The organism is Bacillus sp. UNCCL81, assembly GCF_900112535.1.
In the GTDB taxonomy this organism is placed as follows: Bacteria; Bacillota; Bacilli; order Bacillales; family Bacillaceae_G; genus Gottfriedia; species Gottfriedia luciferensis_B.
Genome location: NZ_FOMF01000018.1, coordinates 1 through 23,385, shown reverse-complemented (window position 1 = coordinate 23,385; position 23,385 = coordinate 1). Strand labels below are relative to the sequence as shown.

The following is a 23,385-nucleotide window of genomic DNA, read 5'->3' as shown; positions in this document are numbered from 1 at the left end:
TCTATTCAAAAATATCAGAATAGTCTATAATTATGGTCGTAACCAAAATTCAACCGTAAATAATGAGAAGCTTGTTGTTTAATTAATAATTCAATGAGGAGGTAAACGACGTGGAAGAATTAATATCAGAATTAGTTGATAATATGAAAGGAAGTTTAATCAATATTAGGCGTGATCTCCACTGTTTTCCTGAGATAGGATGGACAGAATTCCGAACCTCATCTCTCATAGCAGATTTCTTATCTGAATTGGGATTTGAAGTGAAAGTAGGAAGGGAAATAATTGTACCTGAATCGAGAATGGGTGTCCCAGATGGAAAAACGATTCAAGAAGCAAAAGAGCGGGCATTGTCGTTTGGGGCAAATTCATATTGGATTGAGAAAATGGAAGACGGGTTAACTGGTGTAGTTGGCATTTTGGATACAGGGCGTATTGGTCCAATACTTGCCTTCCGATTTGATATCGATGCATTGGAAATATCTGAGGATAAAGGATCAGATCATGTTCCAACGAATCAAAATTTTCGTTCGAAAGTAGAAGGCTATATGCATGCCTGTGGACACGATGGTCATATTGCAATTGGGTTAGGAATGGCACAATTGATTTCAAAAATGAAAGAGAAGCTATCAGGAAAAATCAAACTTATATTTCAACCGGCTGAAGAAGGTGCACGTGGTGCGAGAGCGATGGTTGACGCGGGAGTCTTTGAAGATGTTGATTATTTCTTTAGTGGCCATATTGGAGTTACGGCAACTAAACAGAATCAACTTGTCTGTAGCGTAACAGATTTTTTCGCGTCAACCAAGTTTGATTTAGAACTGGAAGGTGTGCAGGCCCATGCTGCATTAGCACCACATGAAGGTAGAAATGCATTACTTGCGGCATCTACTATTACATTGCAATTGTATGCAATCTCACGGCATGGATTAGGGGATTCAAGAATAAATGTTGGAGTGATTCAAGGTGGAGAAGGTCGAAACATTATTCCAGCACATGCTAAGCTAAAATTTGAAACTAGAGGAACGACCAATGAGGTTGATCAATATATGCAGAATGAATCATTGCGGATCATCCAATCAGTTGCTCAGTTATATGGGATTAAGGAACATACCGAAGTAGTAGGACGTTCGATTATCGCAGACTGTGACGCTGACCTTGCAAATCTTGTATACGATATAGGTTCAAATGTTAAACAAACTAGTGAGATTGTTCTTTCTCAGCCTTTTCTTGCTTCTGAAGATGTAACTTATATGATGAAAGAGGTTCAAAAGAATGGTGGAATGGCTACTTACCTATTATTTGGAACTGAATTGGCAGCGGGTCATCATAATTGTGCATTCGACTTTAATGAAAAAACAATTGCGTATGCAGTTGAAGTTTATGGAAACTTACTTGTACATTTAGCCAGATAATCAACTAGAGAGAGGAGAAAGGAATATGTTTTTTCTTGCATTAATCAGTTCTTTTTTGAATGCAGTAAATGCGTTGTATGCAAAAAAAATTACCATGCAAATGAAGGATAATAATAGCTTTATAGTAACATCATTTCTAGTGGTCACCATTATATTAGGCTGCGTAATGCCTTGGTATTATTCCTTTACTGTTACTCCAGCTACAATCGGTTTATTAATCATTGTGATTATTTTAGATGCATTGTCTAATGTATCATTTTTCTTAGCACTTGGACGAATAGAAGTATCTCAACTAGCAGTGTATACTGCGTTAACTCCATTATTCACGTTTATTCCAAATAGCATTTTGCACGGATTCGATATACATATTTTAATTCCGGTCTTGCTCATTGTCCTTGGTGTATATTTTCTGAACGTACGAGGTAAAAACTTGTTATCTCCATTAGTAGAAATAAAAAAACCTGGGAATTTATTAGGGGTTGCAGCTGCAGTTTCTGCTGGACTCAGCATGGTTCCTACACAACAATTGCTCGTTCATCAATGGATAAATGCCCCTACACTTTATTTTTTCAGAGCGAGTGGGATTGCCCTAATAATCTATTTAATCCATCGTCCGAAAATTTGGTATCCTAAACTGAATATGCACCTTTCGATTCGTGGGGTGCTTGCGATTACCCAATGGATTGCATTGTTTGCAGCCTTAAAGATTGCCAATGGAACGCTAGTTGTAGCTTTAGCCTATACTTCACCAATATTTGCATTGTTTTTAGCAAGAATTTATTATAAAGAAAAAATTACAGCAGCTAAGTTGATTGCCTGTTGCATTACCATTTTAGGAATTTTATTTATTTTAGAGTAGTGGAGGAAACGATGAAAAAAATCCGTTTAGGTTTACTAGGATCTGATGATTCGATTGACGTTATTCAATCTGTAATAAAGGAATACCCTGAATTTGAATGTACCCCTATTATCTATTGGCGAGAAGAGGAAATACCTGATCTTTTAAGTCCTATTGCCAATGATTTTGATATTTGGCTCTTTTCAGGCAAGGTCCCTTATGCCATAGCAAAAAGTTGGGGTGGAATTACCAAACCAATGTTTTTTACGCCACACACTGGACCGAGTCTCTACAAAACGTTGTTACAAATATTCTATCATAACCAGATTGCAATGGAACAAATTAGCTTTGATAACTTCCATTATGATGAACTCAACAGTATTTTAGATGAAGCAGAGATTAAAGCCAATCATTTATATTTGAAATATTATGAAGGAGAAGAAGTTGATGCAAAGGTACTTGCAGGATACCACTATGAGTTATGGAAAAGTGGGAAAACGAAAGCAGCGGTTACATGTCTTCGATCGGCACATATCGAACTTGAGAAAATGGGTGTCCCTGTTTATCGTGTACTTCCTGCTAAGTCGGCTATTGAGTCAGTACTAAATTTAGCACTTCGAACTTATGAGATGTTACATTTTAAAGAAAGCCAAATTGCAGTTCAAATGATTGAGATTGACTCTTATTTTGGTTTGGCGAAGGATACTTTTTCAACTGATGAAATTTACAAAATAGAAATTAAGATGGCAGAGAAACTACTTGTTTACGCTAATAAAGTTCAAGGATCACTTAAATCTGCTGGTCCAGGTAGATATGTCATTTTTACAACCCGAGGGCTTTTACAGGATATAACGAATGAATTTTCTATTATACCGAATTTGGAAGATCTCGAAGAACTAAAGAAAGAAGTCATTACTTGTGGAATTGGAATCGGTAAAACGGCTTATGAAGCAGAAATTCATGCCGGAAGAGCTTTATTTCATGCTAGAGAGTATGGAAAAGGAAGTTGGATGGTTGCTCTTGATAATCAAACGATCGCGGGTCCATTGGGAAGAGAGGAACAAATTACCTATTCTTATGTTTCAAAAGAACTGCAGAAAATAAGTGAACAAACATCTCTAAGTATTTCGACACTTAGTAAGCTAGAATCAATTCTTAAAAAGATTGGAAAGAGTGAAATTGGAGCTCACGAGCTAGCACAGTATATGCAAATCATGCCGAGAAGCGCGCGAAGAATTTTAAAAGAATTAGAGGAACAAGGAATTGCTCAGGTAATAGGAGAGGAAACACCTTATTCACGTGGAAGGCCTAGAAACATTTATAAAATAACCTTGTGACGATAAGTAGATAAACTTATCGTTTTATTATTTTAAATATAATATTCTGAATATTTTCGCTTAACAAAATAAATATTTAGTGATATAGTTATGGTCATAGCCATAAATAGACCTAAAATATTAATTTTATAATAGGAGGACAAATGATTAATCAGGATCGATTGTGGAATCGCCTTATGGAATTAGGGTCCATTGGAAAGCAAGAGTCTGGGGGAATTACTCGTTTATCTTTTACTGAAAATGAGAGAAAAGCTAAAAAACTGCTTTCTTCCTATATGAATGAAGCAGGATTAAAAGTTTACGAAGATACCGTTGGAAATCTTATTGGACGTAAAGAGGGAATTAATCAGGATGCACCGGTTGTACTGGTAGGCTCACATATAGATTCTGTATATAACGGGGGGAATTTTGACGGACCACTCGGCGTTCTCTCAGGGATTGAAATCCTACAGACGATGAATGAGCAGGGAATCACAACAGTGCATCCAATTGAAGTTATTGTCTTTACAGATGAGGAAGGTGCAAGATTTAGCTTTGGAATGATTGGCAGCCGAGGAATTGCTGGAACTCTCACCTTGGAAGAACTACAAAATAAGGATCAACAAGGGATTACTGTAGCGGAGGCAATGAGCGAAGCAGGTTATGATCCATTATTAATTGAACAGTCAGTCAGAAGTATTGGATCAGTAAAAGCATATGTCGAATTACATATTGAACAAGGTAAGGTACTTGAGAACGATAATTTATCAGTCGGTATCGTTACAGGAATCTCTGGCCCGTTATGGCTTAAATTCATAATTGAAGGTAAAGCAGGGCATGCGGGGGCAACTCCAATGAACGATCGTAACGATGCCTTAGTTGCTGCCTCCCAGATTATACAGCTAATTGAAACTGAATCAGCTAAGACTGGTACAACAGTGGGAACAGTTGGTCAATTGCAGCTGTTTCCTGGAGGAATCAATATAATACCTGGGAAGGTTGAATTTACTTTGGATCTTCGCGATGTAAATGAATCAATTCGTGATGAGGTTGAAAACCGAATAGTAGCAGGGGCAAAAATTTTATGTGAACAGCGTGGTGTAGGATTACAAATTGAAGATTTGCAACGTATTGCACCTACATTATGCTCTAATGAGATTCAAGATTTGGCAAAACTAGCTTGTGAAACGATTGGTGTGGAACCATTTTTTCTCCCAAGTGGAGCTGGGCACGATTGCATGCAGCTTACAAATCTCTGTCCAATAGGGATGCTTTTTATCCGTTCAAAGGATGGAATAAGCCATAATCCAGCAGAATGGAGTTCTAAGGAAGATTGTGCAGATGGTGCAAATGTACTTTATCATACTGTACTTCAGTTATCTAATAATGAATAAAGGGGGATGCAATAATGCAAACAATATCATTAAATAGTTTAGTAGCACAAACAAAAGAAGAAGTAATAAAGTGGAGAAGGCATTTCCATCAGTATCCGGAGTTATCTTTTCATGAAGAAAAAACAGCTCAATATGTGTATGATACACTTCAAACTTTCGGGAATTTAGAGATATCTCGTCCAACAAAGACGAGTGTTATGGCTCGTCTGATTGGTTCTCAGCCTGGCAAAGTGCTAGCAATTCGAGCAGATATGGATGCTTTACCGATCGAAGAAGAAAACACTTTTGAATTTGTCTCTACAAATCCAGGTGTGATGCATGCTTGTGGACACGATGGTCATACTGCAATGCTTTTAGGCACAGCAAAAATACTTACTAGTTTAAAAGACAAAATCAAAGGTGAAGTTCGCTTTTTATTTCAACATGCTGAAGAGTTATATCCTGGTGGTGCCGAGGAAATGGTACAAGCAGGAGTAATGGATGGAGTTGATATGGTAATTGGTGCTCATCTTTGGGCTCCTATGAAACTAGGTACTATAGGTGTAGCTTATGGACCGATGATGGCTGCTCCAGATACTTTCTATCTTGCTGTTAAAGGTAAGGGTGGACATGCAGCACTTCCTCATGACACGATTGATTCGATTGCTATAGCTTCCCAAGTTGTAACAAATCTTCAACATATCGTTTCTAGAAATACTGATCCGCTTGATAATCTAGTAGTTTCTGTTACAAAGTTTATTGGAGGTACAACTCATAACGTAATCCCAGGTTCAGTTGAAATCTGTGGAACCGTTCGTAGTTTCAACGCCGACCTTAGGAAATCGGTTCCTGACCTTATGGAACGTATTATAAAAGGAATAACTGAGGCTCATGGGGCACAATACAAATTTGATTATGAGTTCGGATATCGCCCGGTTATCAACGATGAGCAGATTACGAAGGCTATTGAGGAAACTATTCTTGAAGTGTTTGATGAAAAGACTCTCGACCTTATGAAGCCAAACATGGGTGGTGAAGATTTCTCTGCTTTCCAACAAAAGGCACCAGGTACTTTCTTCTATGTGGGAGCAGGAAACGAAGAAAAAGATATTACTTATCCGCATCATCATGCACGTTTTACAATAGACGAGGACGCTTTGGAAATTGGTGTAAACTTATTTGTTCATGCCACATTTAAACTTTTAGATTAATAGAATTATGGTTAAGTAGACCCTTAATTTACAAGGATCTACTTAATCTAAACTTTTATTTTTCTGAATATTAAAACTAATATAAATTTTAAATTGAAAGTGGGGAACAATTTTTGAAAATCTATCATTTATTAGCACTTATTCCATTTATTGCTATTCTGGGCTTTTCATCTTGGGCAAACCACGTTGAGCCATTTGTATTAGGAATGCCTTTTCTCCTTTTTTGGGTTGTACTATGGACAGTTTTTTCAACACCAGTTATGTGGATAATCTTTAAATTAGATTCGGCGAAAAAGGGGGACAGATAAGATGAATAGTGCATTAATTATAATTTTTCTATTTCTTGCAGTATCGATTTTTCTAGGGGTACAAGCTAGGAAAGGAAAAGACATGAATCTTGAGCAATGGAGTGTTGGTGGAAGAGGATTTGGTACTATTTTCGTCTTTCTCTTAATGGCTGGTGAAATCTATACAACATTTACTTTCCTAGGTGGAAGTGGTTGGGCATATGGAAAAGGAGGACCAACCTACTATATCACTGCTTATGGTGCACTTGCTTATATTATGTCTTATTGGTTGCTTCCAAAAATATGGAAATATGCTAAAGAAAATAATTTAATGTCTCAACCGGACTTTTTCGCAAGTAAATACAAAAGTAAAGCCCTTGGCGTTTTAGTTTCACTAGTTGGTGTATCTGCTGTAATTCCCTACTTAGTTCTACAATTAAAAGGATTGGGAAGCATCGTTTCGGAGGCTTCTTATGGATTGATTTCACCAACTTTTGCGATTTGGATTGGTGCAATTTCAGTGACGATTTATGTAATGATCTCTGGTATCCATGGATCTGCATGGACTGCAGCGTTAAAGGATATTATGATTCTTGGTGTTGTTCTTTTTCTAGGAATCTATCTACCTATTCATTATTATGGTGGATTCCAAGCGATGTTTGAAGCAGTTGATAAAGCTAAACCAGGTTTTTTAAATCTCCCAAAAGAGGGATTAAGTGTATCTTGGTTTAATTCTACGGTTCTTCTAACAGCCCTAGGATTTTATATGTGGCCGCATACTTTTGGCTCTGTTTATTCAGCTAAAAGTGAAAACGTATTTCGTAAAAATGCGATTATCATGCCTTTATACCAACTTGTATTGCTTTTTGTGTTTTTCGTTGGATTTGCAGCAATTCTTCAAGTTCCTGGACTACAAGGTCCGGATGCCGATCTGTCCTTATTAAAATTAAGTAAACAATCTTTTAACCCGTGGTTTGTTGGAATCATTGGTGGAGCAGGTGTATTGACTGCAATCGTGCCAGGTTCGATGATTCTAATGGCATCTGCTACTTTAATATCAAAAAATATTTATAAAGTATTTGTACCATCTGCTACAGAAAAGCAGGTTGCAGTTTTAGCTAAATACCTTGTTCCTGTGGTTGCTTTATTCGCAGTATTTTTCACATTTAATGGTGGATCTACATTAGTAACTCTACTTTTAATGGGATACAGTTTAGTTACTCAATTGTTCCCGACACTTGTCTTTAGTTTAATGAAAAAGAACTTTGTAACGAAGCAAGGTGCATTCGCTGGTATTCTTACTGGGGTTGCAACAGTTACTTATGTCACTATAAGTAATACAACAATCGGATCATTATTCCCAGCACTACCTCAATATATTAAAGATTTGAATATCGGTGTTATTGGCTTAGTTGTAAATCTAGTATTTTTAGTTGTTGTTAGCTTACTTACTAAAAATATAGCGGTTCAAAGCAAAAAAGAGATTGTAGCTTAAATATGAATAATTACTCTATAAGGGGTGAAAGGGGGTGATTGCTCTAATCAACCCCTATTTTTTTGTGTAGATATTCTAAAAATTTAGGAGGTTTACGAAGTTAGGTTTTTATCTATGATTTCTTCAAAGTTTTTAAAGTACGTGGAACTTGTTTTATAAATAGCTAGTCCTATAATTGTTCCAATTGTATTTAGTAAAATGTCATCAATATCACATGATCTGTAGTTATAGCCAAGGAACATTCCAATACTAGCTTGAATTAATTCAATTGCAAGACTTAGTGTAAAACCTATTACTATCGTATTTCTGTTTGATATATTAAAAAATAGAATAGGTAATGCAAATCCTAGTGGTATGAATAATAAAACATTACCAGCTACTTGTTTTAGAATAAGTAGAATTGAGCCAGAACTGAAGGTATCTATGATCGATTTAAAGGGAATAAAATTATGAGTATGTCCCAACCGATCTTCTATCATTATTTGAATTAAAAGTTTTTGATAGGGAAAAGGAAAAAAGGTGAAATTAATAAGAGATGTAAAGTAAATGCCAAAGATCATCCAATAAAGAAGTTTTAGGAGAGTTATTGAACCTTTTAGAAATTGATAGCCAAAATATAGGATAAAAAAAGTAGAAATAATTATGCTAGGATATAAGAAATTTAGCAATTAATTGTACCAGCCTTTCATAGTACCAGACTTAATAGATCAGGGATTCTGAACCTTGAATATTACAACTTACAATATTTAGCTCCGTATCCAATTGTTTTTATAACACCTAGAGAATAACATATTTGTATACTTTTCCTTCATCATTTTTATGTCAAATTTTAGAAACTTATAAATTAGTTCTTATTGAATCTTAAAATAAATAAAAACTCTTCCTATAAATATAGAAAGAGTTTAAATGCGGAGAGGATAGTTTCTTTATTATTCTATTTTTAAAAAGTTTTGGGAGAAATAAAATTATAAATTAATGTGACCACTTTGAAGTAAGCTTCTAGATTGTTCTTTGTTTATTTTGCTTGAACTAGAGGTGTCCCACCTTGAACAGTAACCCAACCCCATTTTTGGCGTGCATCCATTTCCATTTTCTTTAATAATTCTGGAGTCAGTGAGTCTGATAAAATTTTATTTGATTTAGCATCTGCTTCTGCATTTAGGATTTTTGTTTGATTTTCAATCTTAGCTTTTTCTTGGTCAGCTAATGCCTTTTTTACGTTCAATTCAGAAGTTGCTAATTGTGCCTGTGACTGTGCCATACCTGCGGGAGAACCTACGTGTGTAAATCCAAAAGTTCCGACTTCGATACCTTGTTTTGCAAGTTCCTTATCAAGTGCAGTATTGATTTCTTCAGTAATATCAGCTTGTTTTGAACCTTTAATGTCGTTCCAGCTATATTTGTGCGTAATTTTGTTAACAACATTTTTCATTGTAGGTTTGACGATGTTATTTTTAATGTAACTAATATCTTTTCCACCTACTGATTGATAAAGATTAGCTACGTTTTTAGTTGAAATTTTCCATGTTAAGTTTGTATTAACAGGTAGTTCTTGCTGATCTCCAGTACCTACTGACCATTCTTGATCAGAATTACCACCTTCGTGCTTGTCACTTGATAAAACTAATGATTGTGTATATGTAGGGTATTCTTGTACTGAAACTCCCCAACCAGTCCAATGAAAGCCTTGGGGGACTTCAGTAATTTCACCACTCATATGTTTTTCAATACCAATGCTACCAACACTAATATGGGACATACCGCCTATCGCGTAAATAATACCTCCAACTATAATAACTCCGCCTGCAATCAGACTTCTTAAACCGTTCACTCTTCATCTCTCCCGATTTCTTTTTTTATGTTTTTAATATGATTATTAAATGATCTACCTATTTTGATAAAAACCTTATAAAACAGTAAGAAGAGAACGATTCCAATAATAATAACTAAAATTCCGAATTGATAAAAGAAAACCATTATCATTCCCCCGAATGTGCAAATTAGATTAACTATCTTTCTATCATTTCTTATATGCAATTATAGTTTGATTTAAGCTATATTAATAATTAAATTTTGCTTAGAAATATAGTGGCCTATCAGGCTTCATTGGTAAAATTATTAGCTTTTAACTAAATTACCCCAAATGCTTTTTGATAATTAAAAATATTTCGAGGATAGAGAATTCCTTAGAAAACCACCAGTTAAAGGTGGTTTATCTATTTGAGTAATAATATATTGGCCTATTTAACATACATATCTTCTGAAATTAGCAGGATCAAGCTAGAAAATTCAATAAAATCAAGGCGAAAATAACCCAAGTTTAAATCAAAGGAAAATCAATTTTTATTGTAGAATGTTTCTTTTTATTGGAGTTATAAAATTTGAATTTGGTCTGTTGGTATATAGGAAGGAGATAACATACGCAGCTATAAACGATTTATTCAGTGAAAAATCATCATTTAATCAGAAAAACCAATATTGATACTTTTTTTCAAAATTAAAATCACATCAACACTTAATATAATTAAACTAGATCAGGATAAAGAACATCGTAGAGTATGGAGGAAGCTAAATGAAAATTGAACAATTAAGTCATCTTTGTGAAGTGATAGAAAGTGGTTCCTTTACGATTGCAGCAGAGAAATTTTTTATTAATGAAGCTGATATGAAAGAATCAATCATTAGTTTAGAAGTTGAATTTGGCATAAAGCTAATTGAGTGTGACGACGAATCTAAAGTGGTGCCTTCATTTGAATGTTTACAAATTATTTCACATATAAAGGAAATCGTAAGGAATTGTCGAGAAATTGAAGAAGAAATTAAATCCTTACATAAAAAATCTTCTGTTAATACAATGTATGATGTAAGTATGTTTTAACTCTTTCTAATAAAGCATTTTCAATATATAACCAGATTATAATTTATTTGGTCTTTTTAGAATAATTATTACTTTTCATATAAACGTCAAAAAAGAAGGCTACAAATTCAGTAGGCTTCTTTTAATTTGTCTCATATATAATTTTCCCTGTTCTAGAAGTATCATAATCTCCTAAGGAATCAACCTCTGATTGAAACTGATTTGAAGATAAAATTTCTGTGACAATTCTGATCAGGCGTTCATTTGCAAGGGTTTTTAAAATAACGAGATCATATTGTTCTGTTATGAGTGGTATAAAATCAATTCCTACAATTTTAGCAGCTTTTTCAATTCCGACTCCAACATCTGCTACCCCAGTGGAGACAGCGGAGGCCACACTTAGATGATTGCTCTCTTCATGCTCATATCCGTTAATCTTTTTTGAAGAAATCTGGTTAATACGCAGTTGTTCATCGAGAAGAATTCGAGCACCTGACCCTTTCTCTCTATTGACAATTTTTAGATCTCCACGTTCTAAATCTTTCCAAGAGGTTATCTTTAAAGGGTTACCTTTTTTAACGTATAAACCTGCTTTCCTAGATAGTAAATTGAATAAAATAAATGAATGTCCCACTAAAATTTTCTTAAGATATGGTAGATTATACTCTCCTGTATCTCCGTCAAAAAGGTGAAGGCTAACGATGTCACATTCTCCATTATACATAGAAATAAGACTGTTTAAGCTTCCAGTAAAAGATCTTAAAGATTTATAGGTTGAGTTTTTCTCGATCTGTTTACCGAGCATATCTAAAACTAAATCTTGGCCACTAATAACAACATGGTTTGTTTCTTTTGGATCGCTTCTGCGAGGTTCAAAAACAGAGGCAGGTAATGTGGTTTTTTGATTTGTTTTATTGTTTTTTATGTAATTGTCCAAGTCATTTGCTGCTATTCTCATCTGTCTTCCTACACGGAATACAGGTAATTCACCTTTTTTGACAAGGTCATAAATGGTTAATTTCGATACTTTTAAAAACTGTGATACTTCTTCAATTGTATAGGAAAGTTCCGTCGTCATTTACATCCCTCCATTTTCTATTTTAACCCAATGCCTTTTAAAAAGCATATTCCTAGTAAATTTAATGTAAATATTAAAATTCTATTTCTTATTTAGTTATAACTAAATATAATTAGATATAACTAGATATATTTTATAAATGAAAGGTAGATGAAGGATGAAAAAGATTTATTCTTTAATAGTGTCGATGATGTTATTAGGACTAATTCTATCTGGGTGTTCATCAAATGAACAAGCTAAAAAGTCAACAGCTCAGAAACAAGAAGTTTCTCAAAAAAATGTAGAATTAACTATTTCAGCAGCTGCTAGTTTACAGGATGCACTAAATGATATTAAAGCAAACTTTGAAAAGGCAAATCCTAATGTGAAAATAAACTTTAACTTTGGAGCATCCGGAGCATTACAACAACAAATTTCTCAAGGAGCACCAGTGGATCTTTTCTTCTCGGCTGCAGAGGACAAATTTAATAATTTAGTAAAAGATGGTCTAATTGAAGAGAACCAGGGAAAAGATGTAGTTGGAAATGAACTGGTTTTAGTTGTACCAAAGGATACAAAAAAAGAAATTAACTCCTTTGAAGATCTTACAAAAGCAGATAAAATTTCGATCGGTACGCCAGACGCGGTACCAGCAGGACAATATGGAAAAGAAACTTTGGAAAATTTAAATGTATGGAAAGCTATTGAAGGAAAAGTAGTATATGGTAAGGATGTTAGACAAGTACTTTCTTATGTAGAAACAAATAATGTGGACGCAGGGATTGTATATAAAACAGATGCGTTGACATCGACAAAAGTTAAGATTGTAGCAACAGCAGCTGAAAATACACATGATCCAATTATTTATCCGTTAGGCGTAATAAAGGATAGCAAGCAACCTAAAGAAGCTAAAAAATTCTTTGAATATCTTCAAAATGATGAGTCTATGAAGATATTAGAGAAGTATGGGTTTAAGGGACTAAATTAACTTATATTAACTGACATTAGTTTTAGAAATGAGCCGATTAGTTGATTGGTTCATTTTTCTTTTAGTAGGAATGTTAGATTATGAAGTATTAGTTAAAAAATACAAAGATTCAACTGTTCTATATAAAGAACGTTTAAGTAGATTTGTTAAACTTATTTAGAAGGGGAATTTTAGGGGGGAGGGCATTACTTAAAATAGAAAAAGGAATTAGCTAGAAAAATTATATCAAATAAAATCCTTTTATAAGATAAACGAGAAAATATAAAGCCGTATAATTAAAAGGCTAGTGCATGTATTCCTTTATTGTTATATTGAAGAGTTTTCGGTCTCTTTTCCCTTTTTGACCAATTAGCCAGTACCAGCTCTGTCCAATATAAAAAGAGTTTGATACAAGCTGTTCAATATACTTTGATATAATTCCATTGATTTTTTCTTTTTCAATTTTATTTTTTATAGACAAGGCGATGACAAAATAGGATTTATCACTTTCAAATTCAAGTAATTGAAGATGATATTTACCACCTTTTTTTTCATTAAAATCATTTAATACGTGATCTATACAGTTTCGGACGTCTATATTATATTTAGCCGCATCGTTCCAATTTGATATAAGAGAGTCATATAATGAGACTGTTAAGATGTAATATGATGCATAATCTTTAGGATTAAATTTTTGTTTCTCTCCTGTAAATGGATATAAAGGTGGAACAACAAATTTTTCATAATCAGCAAAAAAATCTTCAGTCATGTTTAATACCTACTTTCTAGTTTGAACAAAAGTTTACTATATCGAATCTTAATTTAGTTTTTCCTATTCTTTCCAAAAATAGACACAAGTGAAAGATGATTTGGATTATGGAAAAGGAAGTATAAGATTTTTAGTAAAAAGCAGAGTTGAGAAATTCAACTCTACTTTCACGTTGATGAAAAACAACCTAGTCAATTAAATTAGCAAATTTTCGTAAGAGGAGTAGAGTGATGTTGATTTGGATCCTCTGCTTTTTTGTTTGTTTAATCCGATAGCCAATGGGATTTTTCAATCTATTTAGCTTTATAATATTTGAAGCGAGAATACTAGTGAGGTAAAATCACCGTTCGCAAAAGCATCATTACAACTGTAGAACATGACATCATTTTCCTTTTTGATTCTCATACCAGACTGAAAATCATGGAATCCCACCATTCGTTCTTCTTCCCATACATTAAAGACATTTAAAAAGCCACTAGAGCATTTTAAGGTCAATTCTGATTGAGTTTCACTTCTCCATATAATGACTGTTTTTTGTTTTTGAGCATCGTTGATTGATATTCCATTTTCTGATATGAATCCGATACCTTGATTTCTAGGAGAATTTGAACTTAAAAATTTCAACTTAATCACTTTTTCTTCATTCATTTGAAATACTTCGGTATGAATTGTTTCATCAGATTTTACAGACTTGTTAGTACTATACACTTTTTCTTTTACTAGTAACATTTTCACTTATCTCTCCTGTTAAGTTATTTTGATCCCCTAATGTTAATTTTAAAAAGTAACATAATCCTAAACAGGGGATACAGACCAATGCCATACCTAAAAAAGCAAAAGATGGAGATATAGAGTAGAGGTAACCACTTACTAATGTTAAAATACCGCTACCTAAACTTAAACCTAGAGCTGCATAAATTCCATGAGCAAAGGGGAAGTACTTATTTTCAATGTTTTCATCTAAGTATTTCACAAAGGCATATTGAGTAAGCCCAAAAGTAATAGAATGTAAAAGTTGAGACAATACAAAAACTGAAATACTGTTAAAAGAAAAGATCAATACCCATCTTAATATGGAAGCACTTATACTAAACAGTAATAAAACTTGTACAGATCGTCTTTTAAATAGAGAGTCTGATATATAGAAGAAAGCAATTTCGGAAATTACCGCAATGATTAAGATGAATCCTGTAAAACTTGTTTTTACCCCAATATTTTTCAAAAAAAGGACAGCATAACTATAATATGCTGCATGTGCAGCTTGAAGGGTGACACAGATCGTTAATACGATTAAAAATGTTTTTGATTTAAATAACTTAAAAAATGGCACTTTATTTGAAGCTATTTTTGTTTTTAAAGGTATTGGAGCTTTAATGGATGTAAGGAAAGAAAGTAGAATACATCCAAAAATCAAAAGGTAAATAACTACATTTTCACTTTTTAAAGATATTAGTATTCCAGTTAATGATAGAGAAATAATATAGCCAATCGAACCATATGATCTACTCTTTCCATACTCTATTTTACTTTCCCGAATAAGGATAGATGCCATAGACTCATACATAGCTAAAGGCATTGGATAAACAAGGCTTAGTAAAACTGTAATAAAAGCTACAGCAATTAAACTATTAAACGGTATTAATATGATTAATAACGTAACAGAAATTAAGGAAACTACTTGATTTAATCTTGCTAAATTTAAGTATCTACTTATAAAGGGAAATATAAAAAAGGTTGTAATCGACCTTGTTATTAATCCTAAAGCAATGATAAGTCCAGCTTCATCAGCTGTAAAACCTTTACTTGTTGTTAGCCAAGCAGACCAATAAGGCACGAAGATTCCGAAAGTGAAGAAAAACCCAAAAAACTGTAAAGACATCCATCTTTGATCGGTCATTAGATTCCTCCTGTTTCGGAAAAGCTATTATTTTGTTTCATAATAAAATCACGCATTTTTTGAAAACAATATTCAGTAGCATACTGATCATAATTAGAAGTTGATTGATCGGTAAAACCATGACTTCCTTCTATTTTAATGACTTGGATCCTATCTTTTGTTTTCAATTCACTTATGACAATTTCGGGGTCAAATGATTTTTCTTTCGTTGGGAATATTAGTAAGGTCTCACATTTTGGACGAACCTCTAAGTAGTCCCTAATCCTCGAACCATAAAATCCAATTACTCCATCAAATAACCCGTCATACTTACTGCATAACCATGCAATCGTTGCACCTATACTAAAACCCAAAATATACAAATTAGCACATTTAGTTCGAAGTTCTTTTGCAAGAGTGATAATTTTATTAGTAGCTAACTCAAACCCAATCTCATGAATAAAATGCTTATAAGCTTTGTTTTCATCCCTATAGCAATAGTTCTCTATATTACCTAATAAATTTGGACAGACAACTGTAAATCCCAACTTATTTAAACTGTCGCAAATATCTTTTATATGTTTGTTAATTCCATAAATTTCGTGAACAACTAAAATGGTGGTATTATGAAACTCACAATTATTCAATTTTTAATCACCTCTAACTTAGAAAAAATAGGAATAGAATTTTGTTCTATTCCTATCAAATAACCTAGTAATACTAGATTTTTACTTGCATCTGAATCATTCCAGTGAAAGTAGGGTTTGCAGTCCATTCTGGATTTTCTAAATCATATAATGAATCGATTGTAGGAAAACGTGTTATTACTTCCTTAAGAATCTCCATAATCTCTACACGAGCAAAAGCAGCAGCTATACAAGTATGATAACCTCCACCGAAAGCTACATGACGGAAACCTGTTCTACTTATATCCATTTTGTCAGGATTTGCAAATACTCGCTCATCTCGACCAGCAGAAGCTAAGAAGAAATAAACAGAATCATTTTTCTTGATTTGCTGTCCATGTAACTCAATATCATTTGAAGCATGTCTAACAATATATTGGATTGGCCCTTCTAGTCTCATTGTTTCATCTAATACTTTTGGAAGAAGAGACATATCTTTTTTAAGCATTTCTAGAACATCTTGATTCTTAAATAGAAGATGTAATGTATTACTTAACACAAATTGAGGAATTTTATGTCCACCGAAAATTAAGTGCATTGTTTGAGCAATTAATTGATCATCAGTAAGTTCACCATCTGCACCAGGAGTCTCAGAGATTAATCTACTTAATAAATCATTTTTCTTTTCTTTTCGTCTTTCCGCAATTGCATCTGAAAGGTATGCCCAAATTTCTCTTACACTTCCTCTAACTTGTTCACTAATTTCTTTACTAGGAACATGAGACACAACGAAATCTTGCATAAATAATGCGATATCATCAGACCACTTAATGAATCTGTCAACTTCTTCACCAGGAATTCCTAACATTTTACAAAGTACCATCGCAGGAATAGGGTGTGCGATCTCTTTTACAAAGTCAAATGAACTTATGTTTTTTTCAAGTACTTTATCAACGATTGTAGAAACAATTTTCTGAATTTCAGGAGCAATAAGTTCGATTTCATTAACTAAAAAGGCTCTGTTCATATAACCTTTTAATTGTGAATGAACTGGGCGATCATTATAAACCATCCAAGTCTTAATGATATCGATTATATCTTTAAAATGTTGATCTTCTCCTTCAGCGAGATTACTCATTTTATTCGGAATTACATTACTTGAAATAAATTTATCTCCTAGTAAATTCTTGGACACATCCTCGTACCTAGTTATAAACCAAGATTGCATTTCTTCATGCCAAAAAACAGGTGCATCATTTCGTAATCGTTCATATAATTCGTATCTGTTTTCATAATACTCTTTACTATTTAAACTGAACTGCTCGACAGATTGTTTTACATTTATACTCATGTTATTTCCTCCTGTTATACTACAATTATTTTTTTACTAGATTTACTTACAAAATCTACAATCTCCATATCACTTAAATGACATATTACGTCACAAACAAAACGTGCTCGCTCAGTATGGCTAGACATATTGATTAATTTTTGTAAGATTTCCTTATCTAATTTCAACAAAGAATCCTCACTAATTAAGTTAAAAAGATAATCGTAGGTGAGCTGTATATTATGAGTAATCTTTTTATCTATTTCTCTATTAACACTTCTTTCTAAGAAACATTTCTTTGTAATTTGATTTAATAGAAAAAGTTTTAATTCATTTTCTATTGGAAGATTCAATTTACTATACATTGGTTGTGCATAGTTTATCTTGATCACTAATGAATCTATAAAATCATGAATAATAGATTGTAGTGGATCCGATGTGAACTTACAGTAATTTTGTAAAATTTCCCCAAGTATATTATTTTTAATGTCTTCCATAATCTTTGGAATGAAATAAAGTAATTCAGATCTACTAACTTCAGGGAAAAAAAGGATTGTCTCCTCTAACATCGCGCCTTCAGTAATATATTTGTTAAGTAATTGAGCAAATCTATTTTCTCCATAAAATAGAATTAAATCTTTTAGATCTGAAAGGGAATAAGATAACGTATCTGCTATGTCTACAATCGATTGCTCAATGACATTTTCTTGATATGTCAAAAATAAAGGTTCTAAATAGTCTGTCATATACCCGTAATAGCCTTTGATTAAACCGTTATATTCTTCTCTAATTAAAGGAATATTGGTTTTATATTTCATTAAGGCTGTAATGGTTCTGAATTTAAAATTATCGGAACTAGTTACTAAAATTTTAATGCTCTGTGCATTTGATTCAAATCCACCCATTTTTTTCATCATTTCATCTAGCGCTCGTTCACCGGTATGTCCAAATGGTGGATGACCAATATCATGAGCTAGACTAATAGCCTTTACTAAATCTTTATTTATGGGTGTAATGTTATTCTCTTGAAAATAGTTATTAAGATGTTCCACGATTAAGCCTGAAACATGGCATACGTCAATAGTATGAAACAAACGATTATGGCAATGCTCTGAGTTGGGAATTAACTGTGTTTTTTTTGCTAGTTTTTTTAAATGGGGGGATTCTAAAACTGCATTAAAGTCATGTAAGAACGCAATATTAGCTTCTTGCGTTTGCTTGTCAGATAATCTTAGGTGGTCAAAAGTATGATACATGGCCTTATACATATCAATAAACCCCTTCTATAAACAATAATTTAAGAAAACATTTAAATGACGTAAAAAAACCAAGATAAAGTAGGACGTATTCTCCACTAAAGAGATAAGTCCTACTTTATCTTGGTTCGCAAAAAAGTTGAAATTTTTAAAGGTATATAATGTCCTTCAAATAGGTGAAGAAGAGCGCACTTTTAAATAGTCTAAGGTTATTAGAGTATTTAAAAGGATCTATTCAAAGTGACATAGTTATCCCTTATTAAATTCAGCTTTTTTTACTAAATAAAGTAAAAATTACCTCGTAGTCTAATTCTTAACGGGAATTAGGTAGAGACTCCCAGACCATATCTCTGGGTATATACGAGCTAAAATACATTTATGGTAAATAGTGGTAAAAATGGAAATAATAACCTGCAGGATTATCATTTAATATATTACATTCAATCAAATTAAATATCAACACTATCCCTATGAGGATATAGTATGAAGTTTTTTTGGTTAATTACAGATATTAATAGTTAAATATACCGAATTAAACTGGGCTTTTAGTGAACGATGATTCATTTTCGATATTGACAGTAAATTTAGTGTGTAATAGTATAATAATTAATTTTTAAATATTAAGTATTTTTAGAAAAATAGATTTAGTTAATACATAATGGAAAGATGATAGTAAGATTTCATCCAAAGGTTTGAGTTATGTGTAGTTACTGTGTCCTTAAAATGAATAGATTGCTAATTTAGGAGGAGTAATAATGAAAGCGATTACTGAAGGTGCTTTATTATGGGAGCCAACTAGGCAGCAAATTGAAAATGCTGGAGTTAGCCATTTTATGAACTGGCTCGAAAATGAAAAAAATCTATTTTTCAATACACAAAGTGAGTTATGGAAATGGTCTGTCGATGAATTAGAGTCCTTTTGGGAAAGCGTTTGGAAATATTGTAATGTAATTTCCCATGCACCATACGATCAAGTTCTTGAAGAGCGAAAAATGCCAGGCGCAAAATGGTTTACCGGCTCTAAAATTAATTATGCAGAACATGTATTTCGAAATGATAAGGGAGACCAACCTGCATTAATTTTTCAATCAGAAATTACTCCAAAAACAGAAATAAGTTGGAAAGAGCTTAAGGAAAAAACAGGTTTGGTCGCAAATTCTTTAAGAAAATTAGGTGTTAAATCTGGGGATAGGGTTGTAGCATATATGCCTAATGTCCCTGAAACGATCATTGCCTTTTTAGCTTGTGCAAGCATTGGAGCGATTTGGTCTAGCTGTTCACCAGATTTTGGAACGAGTAGTGTAATTGACCGATTTAAACAAATCGAACCAACTATTTTATTTGCGGTGGATGGTTATTCTTATAATGGAAAAGTTCAAAATAGGTTATCAAGTGTTGAAGAACTACAGTCTGAATTACCTACATTAAAGAAGACAATTTTAGTAACATATGCGAATTTTGATGAATATAAAATAGAAAACGAAATAGTTTTTTGGAATGAATTATTAGTGGGAAGTAGTGAACTTACTTTTGAAAGTGTTCCTTTTGATCATCCATTATGGATACTATTTTCATCGGGAACAACAGGATTGCCTAAACCAATTGTACAAAGTCAAGGTGGAATATTAGTTGAGCAACTTAAGACCTTAGTAGTCGAACAAGGAATAAATCAAGATGATGTGATTTTTTGGTTTACTACTACTGGTTGGATGATGTGGAATCAATTAGTTGGAGGATTGTTATCTGGCAGTAGGATATTATTGTTTGATGGAAGCCCTTCTTATCCTAGTCTACATGTTTTGTGGGACCTTGCAGAAGAAGTAGGTGTAACATTCTTTGGGACAAGTGCAGGATTCTTAAGTGTGTGTGAGAAGCACGCAATCAAGCTAAAAGATAGACATAGTTTTTCTAAATTAAAGTCTATTTGTTCAACAGGATCCCCACTATCAGTCGAAGGATTTTCTTGGGTATATGAAAATATAAAAGATGACATCTGGCTTGTTTCAACTAGTGGAGGTACTGATGTTTGCACAGCGTTTGTTGGAGGTTCACCGATTCTTCCTGTTTATGCTGGAGAGATTCAAGCTCGTTCATTAGGGGCTCATGTACAATCTTTTGATGATGAGGGAAAATCAGTAATTAATGAAGTGGGGGAATTAGTGATTACATCTCCTATGCCGTCCATGCCGCTTTATTTCTGGGGTGATTCGAATAATGAACGTTATCTAGAAAGTTATTTTGAAGTTTATCCAGGTATTTGGAGGCATGGAGATTGGATTAAAATTGATGAAAAAGGTAGTTGTGTCATTTATGGGAGATCAGATTCAACCATAAATAGACATGGAGTGCGTCTAGGTACAAGCGAAATCTATCGAGTTGTTGAGTCAATTGATGAGATAATGGAAGGTTTAGTGATCGATCTAGAACTACTTGGCCGTCAGTCATTTATGCCATTATTTGTTGTACTTAAACATGGTGTTGTTTTGACAAATGAATTAAAGAGAAAAATAAAAGAAGAAATTAAATATAAAGTTTCACCACGATTTGTCCCTAATGAAATTTATGAAGTTGATCAAATTCCAAAAACATTGAGTGGAAAGAAATTAGAAGTTCCAATTCGTAAAATATTATTAGGTTTTTCTCCTGAAAAAGTAGTCAACCAAGGTTCGATGGCTAATCCTGAGTCATTAAAGTTTTTTATCGGGTTGGCACAGGTTTTAAATGGACAAATTTGAAATTAATCTAGAACGTTATCTTGATTATGAGATAGCGTTTTTTTATGCTCTGTTAAGGTAGATTGTGATTTTCTTATTCAACTAACTGGCAGGTTAGTTGAATAAGAATTGTATTTTGATATTTCAAAAAAAAAAGAAATTTCCTTAAAAATATTGTATAATTTTGGAAGATATTATTTTGTTTAAGTAACGCGATGTATTTTCATATGTAGAACATAAGGGGAAAGATAAAATGGAAATTTCAAGAAAGTATAAACGAACTAAAAAGAAAAAAATATTGAAGCGTGTTTTGATAATATGTATTCTGTTTCTTTGTGTGTTTATTGGTTATAAAGGATTTGTTACTTACTCTGAATTAAATAAAATGACTAATGGTGAAGAGATTGATTCAAAACTTAGGACTGGTAAAGTTGATATCCAAAAAGATCCTGTATCCATTCTTTTTTTAGGACTTGAAGATTACGCTACAAAAGGAGTTAATGGGCGAACTGATGCGATTATCCTTGTAACTTATAATCCGAAGGATAAATCGTTTAAAACTTTGAGTATTCCAAGAGATACTTATGTAGATATTTCTAATTATAATGTTACTTCTAAAATTAACGGTGCCTATTCTCGAGGTGGAATTCAAACTACTATACAAACTGTCGAAAATTTCTTGAATGTTCCAATTGATTATTATGTCACTGTAAATTTTGATGGATTTAAAAATATAGTAGATGAAGTTGGTGGTGTTACTGTAAATGTCCCTTTTGATTTTTGGGAAAATACGGATACTACACCAAGGAAAAAAATCTATTTCACTAAAGGGGAGCAACATCTGGATGGACTAGAGGCACTTGCATATTCTCGTATGAGAAAACGAGATAAAAATAATGATTTTGGACGTCAGGAGCGACAAAGACAGGTTCTTACAGCTATTTTAAAAGAAATAAAGTCTCCGAAATCAATTTTAAAAACTGATACATATGCAAAAGAATTCAGTAAAAATATTCGTACAAACATAGGTATGCGAGATGCTCTTTCTTTATATAGTAGTTTACCAAAAGAGATTAATTCTCATATTGAGCCTTTAAAGTATGATGGCGAAAATAAAAAAATAAATGGAGTCTATTACTATGTGGCGGATCAAAAAAGCGTAGATGATATTTCATCTGAAATGAGAAATCATCTTGGCTTGAAAGTAGATCAAGTAGGAAAAGCAACTCAATAAGTTTATAAATTTCTCAACTTTTATGCAACTAACACAGTGTTTTAGTTGAAGATTACGAGCTGCTAGCAGCTCGTTTTTTATTCAACAAAATGGCAGTTTAGTTGGATAAGATTTCTCTTATTTAAGGTAAGAAAATATTATAAAATTGAATAAGAGAAGCAGCGTATTTTAGGGGGATTTAAATAAGTGGGGATAATGATTTTAAAATCTGTTTGTTTAATAATATTAATTATTTTTGGTGCTTTGTCTATTTATGAAGGCATAAAAACTTATAAACACTTCAATCAAGTTTTTAAAGAGTCAAGGGTTAATAAAGTACTAAAGGTGGATTATTATTTGAAAGCTAAAAAAATGTATTTGTATTATGCCATTACTATTTTAATTGGATTTATATATGGAATCTTAAAAAAATATTAGAACACTATTCAACTACTATGAAAATAAACTTCTGTAAATTCGATAAAAAGGCAATACTAAATAGAAGCAGCTCATTCGTTTTTTAAAAAAAGAGGAGCGACTTATTGTTGGTGTTTATGGACTGATCAAATAGATTAAGAGGCTTCAGTTATTGATACGGAATAGCCTAAGTTTTCTAATCTTCGTACCGAATGGCGGACAATTGATTCCTGTCTTTGTTTATCAAAATAATCTTCGCCTAGGTCGACATACATTTCTTTTCGGGTTAAAAGGTAATATGCAATTCTTAACATCGCATGGGCGACAACGATTGCAGCTTTACTTTTTCCTTTTCGTCCAGCTGTACGTCT

Annotated in this window: 21 protein-coding genes, 1 pseudogene and 1 riboswitch; of the genes and pseudogenes, 12 read left to right on the top strand and 10 right to left on the bottom strand. The window is 33.0% G+C overall.

The window, feature by feature from the left end; all coding sequences use genetic code 11:
* The first annotated feature begins 110 nt into the window (after positions 1-110).
* The 7 genes from BM319_RS22945 to BM319_RS22915 all read left to right on the top strand — a co-directional run bounded on the left by BM319_RS22945 (position 111) and on the right by BM319_RS22915 (position 7,932).
* A complete protein-coding gene (locus BM319_RS22945) occupies positions 111-1,412 on the top strand; it encodes an amidohydrolase (RefSeq protein ID WP_217648357.1) in 1,302 nt (433 codons plus the stop codon).
* A gap of 25 nt (positions 1,413-1,437) precedes the next feature.
* Positions 1,438-2,271: a DMT family transporter gene (locus BM319_RS22940; protein ID WP_069032891.1), complete on the top strand. Its 834-nt coding sequence runs from the start codon at positions 1,438-1,440 to the stop codon at positions 2,269-2,271.
* Positions 2,272-2,282: 11 nt separating this feature from the next.
* Entirely contained in the window at positions 2,283-3,587 is a 1,305-nt protein-coding gene (locus BM319_RS22935; RefSeq protein WP_069032892.1) for a helix-turn-helix domain-containing protein, read from the top strand.
* 143 nt (positions 3,588-3,730) lie between these two features.
* Complete coding sequence (locus BM319_RS22930) at positions 3,731-4,960, top strand: Zn-dependent hydrolase (protein ID WP_069032893.1); 1,230 nt, start codon at positions 3,731-3,733, stop codon at positions 4,958-4,960.
* Between the two features lie 14 nt (positions 4,961-4,974).
* The gene (locus tag BM319_RS22925; protein WP_091024838.1) at positions 4,975-6,150 is read left to right on the top strand and encodes a M20 family metallopeptidase; all 1,176 of its coding nucleotides are present in this window, start codon (positions 4,975-4,977) and stop codon (positions 6,148-6,150) included.
* 113 nt (positions 6,151-6,263) lie between these two features.
* A complete protein-coding gene (locus BM319_RS22920) occupies positions 6,264-6,458 on the top strand; it encodes a DUF3311 domain-containing protein (RefSeq protein WP_069032895.1) in 195 nt (64 codons plus the stop codon).
* A gap of 1 nt (position 6,459) precedes the next feature.
* The gene (locus tag BM319_RS22915; RefSeq protein WP_069032896.1) at positions 6,460-7,932 is read left to right on the top strand and encodes a sodium:solute symporter family protein; all 1,473 of its coding nucleotides are present in this window, start codon (positions 6,460-6,462) and stop codon (positions 7,930-7,932) included.
* Positions 7,933-8,024: 92 nt separating this feature from the next.
* On the opposite strand, the gene BM319_RS22910 is transcribed toward BM319_RS22915, so the two are convergent.
* Together BM319_RS22910 and BM319_RS22905 are read right to left on the bottom strand one after the other, a co-directional pair.
* Positions 8,025-8,492 (bottom strand): VanZ family protein, encoded by a 468-nt coding sequence (locus BM319_RS22910; RefSeq protein WP_286143889.1) that lies wholly within the window; start codon positions 8,490-8,492, stop codon positions 8,025-8,027.
* A gap of 455 nt (positions 8,493-8,947) precedes the next feature.
* On the bottom strand, positions 8,948-9,763 hold the full coding sequence (locus tag BM319_RS22905) for an SPFH domain-containing protein (RefSeq protein ID WP_069032898.1): 816 nt from the start codon (positions 9,761-9,763) through the stop codon (positions 8,948-8,950).
* Between the two features lie 741 nt (positions 9,764-10,504).
* Here BM319_RS22905 and BM319_RS22900 point away from each other — a divergent pair.
* Complete coding sequence (locus BM319_RS22900; RefSeq protein WP_069032899.1) at positions 10,505-10,810, top strand: LysR family transcriptional regulator; 306 nt, start codon at positions 10,505-10,507, stop codon at positions 10,808-10,810.
* Between the two features lie 121 nt (positions 10,811-10,931).
* Here the strand turns inward: BM319_RS22900 and BM319_RS22895 are convergent, their stop codons facing one another.
* On the bottom strand, positions 10,932-11,867 hold the full coding sequence (locus tag BM319_RS22895; protein WP_091024833.1) for a helix-turn-helix transcriptional regulator: 936 nt from the start codon (positions 11,865-11,867) through the stop codon (positions 10,932-10,934).
* A gap of 157 nt (positions 11,868-12,024) precedes the next feature.
* Here BM319_RS22895 and modA point away from each other — a divergent pair, with 157 nt between their 5' ends.
* The gene (gene modA / locus BM319_RS22890) at positions 12,025-12,834 is read left to right on the top strand and encodes a molybdate ABC transporter substrate-binding protein (protein WP_091024832.1); all 810 of its coding nucleotides are present in this window, start codon (positions 12,025-12,027) and stop codon (positions 12,832-12,834) included.
* 283 nt (positions 12,835-13,117) lie between these two features.
* Here modA and BM319_RS22885 read toward each other — a convergent pair whose 3' ends face one another.
* From BM319_RS22885 to BM319_RS22860, 6 genes are all read right to left on the bottom strand, one after another.
* Positions 13,118-13,582 carry a hypothetical protein gene (locus BM319_RS22885; RefSeq protein ID WP_091024831.1) on the bottom strand — a complete coding sequence of 155 codons (465 nt, stop codon included), beginning with the start codon at positions 13,580-13,582 and terminating at the stop codon, positions 13,118-13,120.
* A gap of 303 nt (positions 13,583-13,885) precedes the next feature.
* On the bottom strand, positions 13,886-14,317 hold the full coding sequence (locus BM319_RS22880; protein ID WP_139226563.1) for a hypothetical protein: 432 nt from the start codon (positions 14,315-14,317) through the stop codon (positions 13,886-13,888).
* On the bottom strand, positions 14,283-15,479 hold the full coding sequence (locus BM319_RS22875; protein ID WP_091024827.1) for an MFS transporter: 1,197 nt from the start codon (positions 15,477-15,479) through the stop codon (positions 14,283-14,285). Before BM319_RS22875 ends, BM319_RS22880 begins: the two co-directional genes overlap by 35 nt.
* On the bottom strand, positions 15,479-16,105 hold the full coding sequence (locus BM319_RS22870; protein ID WP_069032905.1) for a dienelactone hydrolase family protein: 627 nt from the start codon (positions 16,103-16,105) through the stop codon (positions 15,479-15,481). The genes BM319_RS22875 and BM319_RS22870 overlap by 1 nt, the downstream gene beginning before the upstream one ends.
* Positions 16,106-16,178: 73 nt before the next feature.
* Positions 16,179-17,435, bottom strand: a complete 1,257-nt coding sequence (locus BM319_RS22865) for a cytochrome P450 (protein ID WP_084006796.1) — start codon at positions 17,433-17,435, stop codon at positions 16,179-16,181.
* 14 nt (positions 17,436-17,449) lie between these two features.
* Complete coding sequence (locus tag BM319_RS22860) at positions 17,450-18,682, bottom strand: HD domain-containing protein (protein WP_069032906.1); 1,233 nt, start codon at positions 18,680-18,682, stop codon at positions 17,450-17,452.
* A 270-nt stretch (positions 18,683-18,952) separates the two neighbouring features.
* Positions 18,953-19,054: riboswitch (purine riboswitch) on the bottom strand.
* A 371-nt stretch (positions 19,055-19,425) separates the two neighbouring features.
* Between BM319_RS22860 and BM319_RS22855 the strand changes: the two genes are divergently transcribed.
* The 3 genes from BM319_RS22855 to BM319_RS22845 all read left to right on the top strand — a co-directional run bounded on the left by BM319_RS22855 (position 19,426) and on the right by BM319_RS22845 (position 23,035).
* Positions 19,426-21,405: an acetoacetate--CoA ligase gene (locus tag BM319_RS22855; protein ID WP_091024825.1), complete on the top strand. Its 1,980-nt coding sequence runs from the start codon at positions 19,426-19,428 to the stop codon at positions 21,403-21,405.
* Positions 21,406-21,637: 232 nt separating this feature from the next.
* Positions 21,638-22,618: an LCP family protein gene (locus tag BM319_RS22850; protein WP_091024823.1), complete on the top strand. Its 981-nt coding sequence runs from the start codon at positions 21,638-21,640 to the stop codon at positions 22,616-22,618.
* Positions 22,619-22,804: 186 nt separating this feature from the next.
* Positions 22,805-23,035 carry a hypothetical protein gene (locus BM319_RS22845; RefSeq protein ID WP_091024821.1) on the top strand — a complete coding sequence of 77 codons (231 nt, stop codon included), beginning with the start codon at positions 22,805-22,807 and terminating at the stop codon, positions 23,033-23,035.
* A gap of 134 nt (positions 23,036-23,169) precedes the next feature.
* On the opposite strand, the pseudogene BM319_RS22840 reads toward BM319_RS22845, so the two are convergent.
* A pseudogene (locus BM319_RS22840) lies at positions 23,170-23,385 on the bottom strand (IS110 family RNA-guided transposase); the annotation flags it as partial.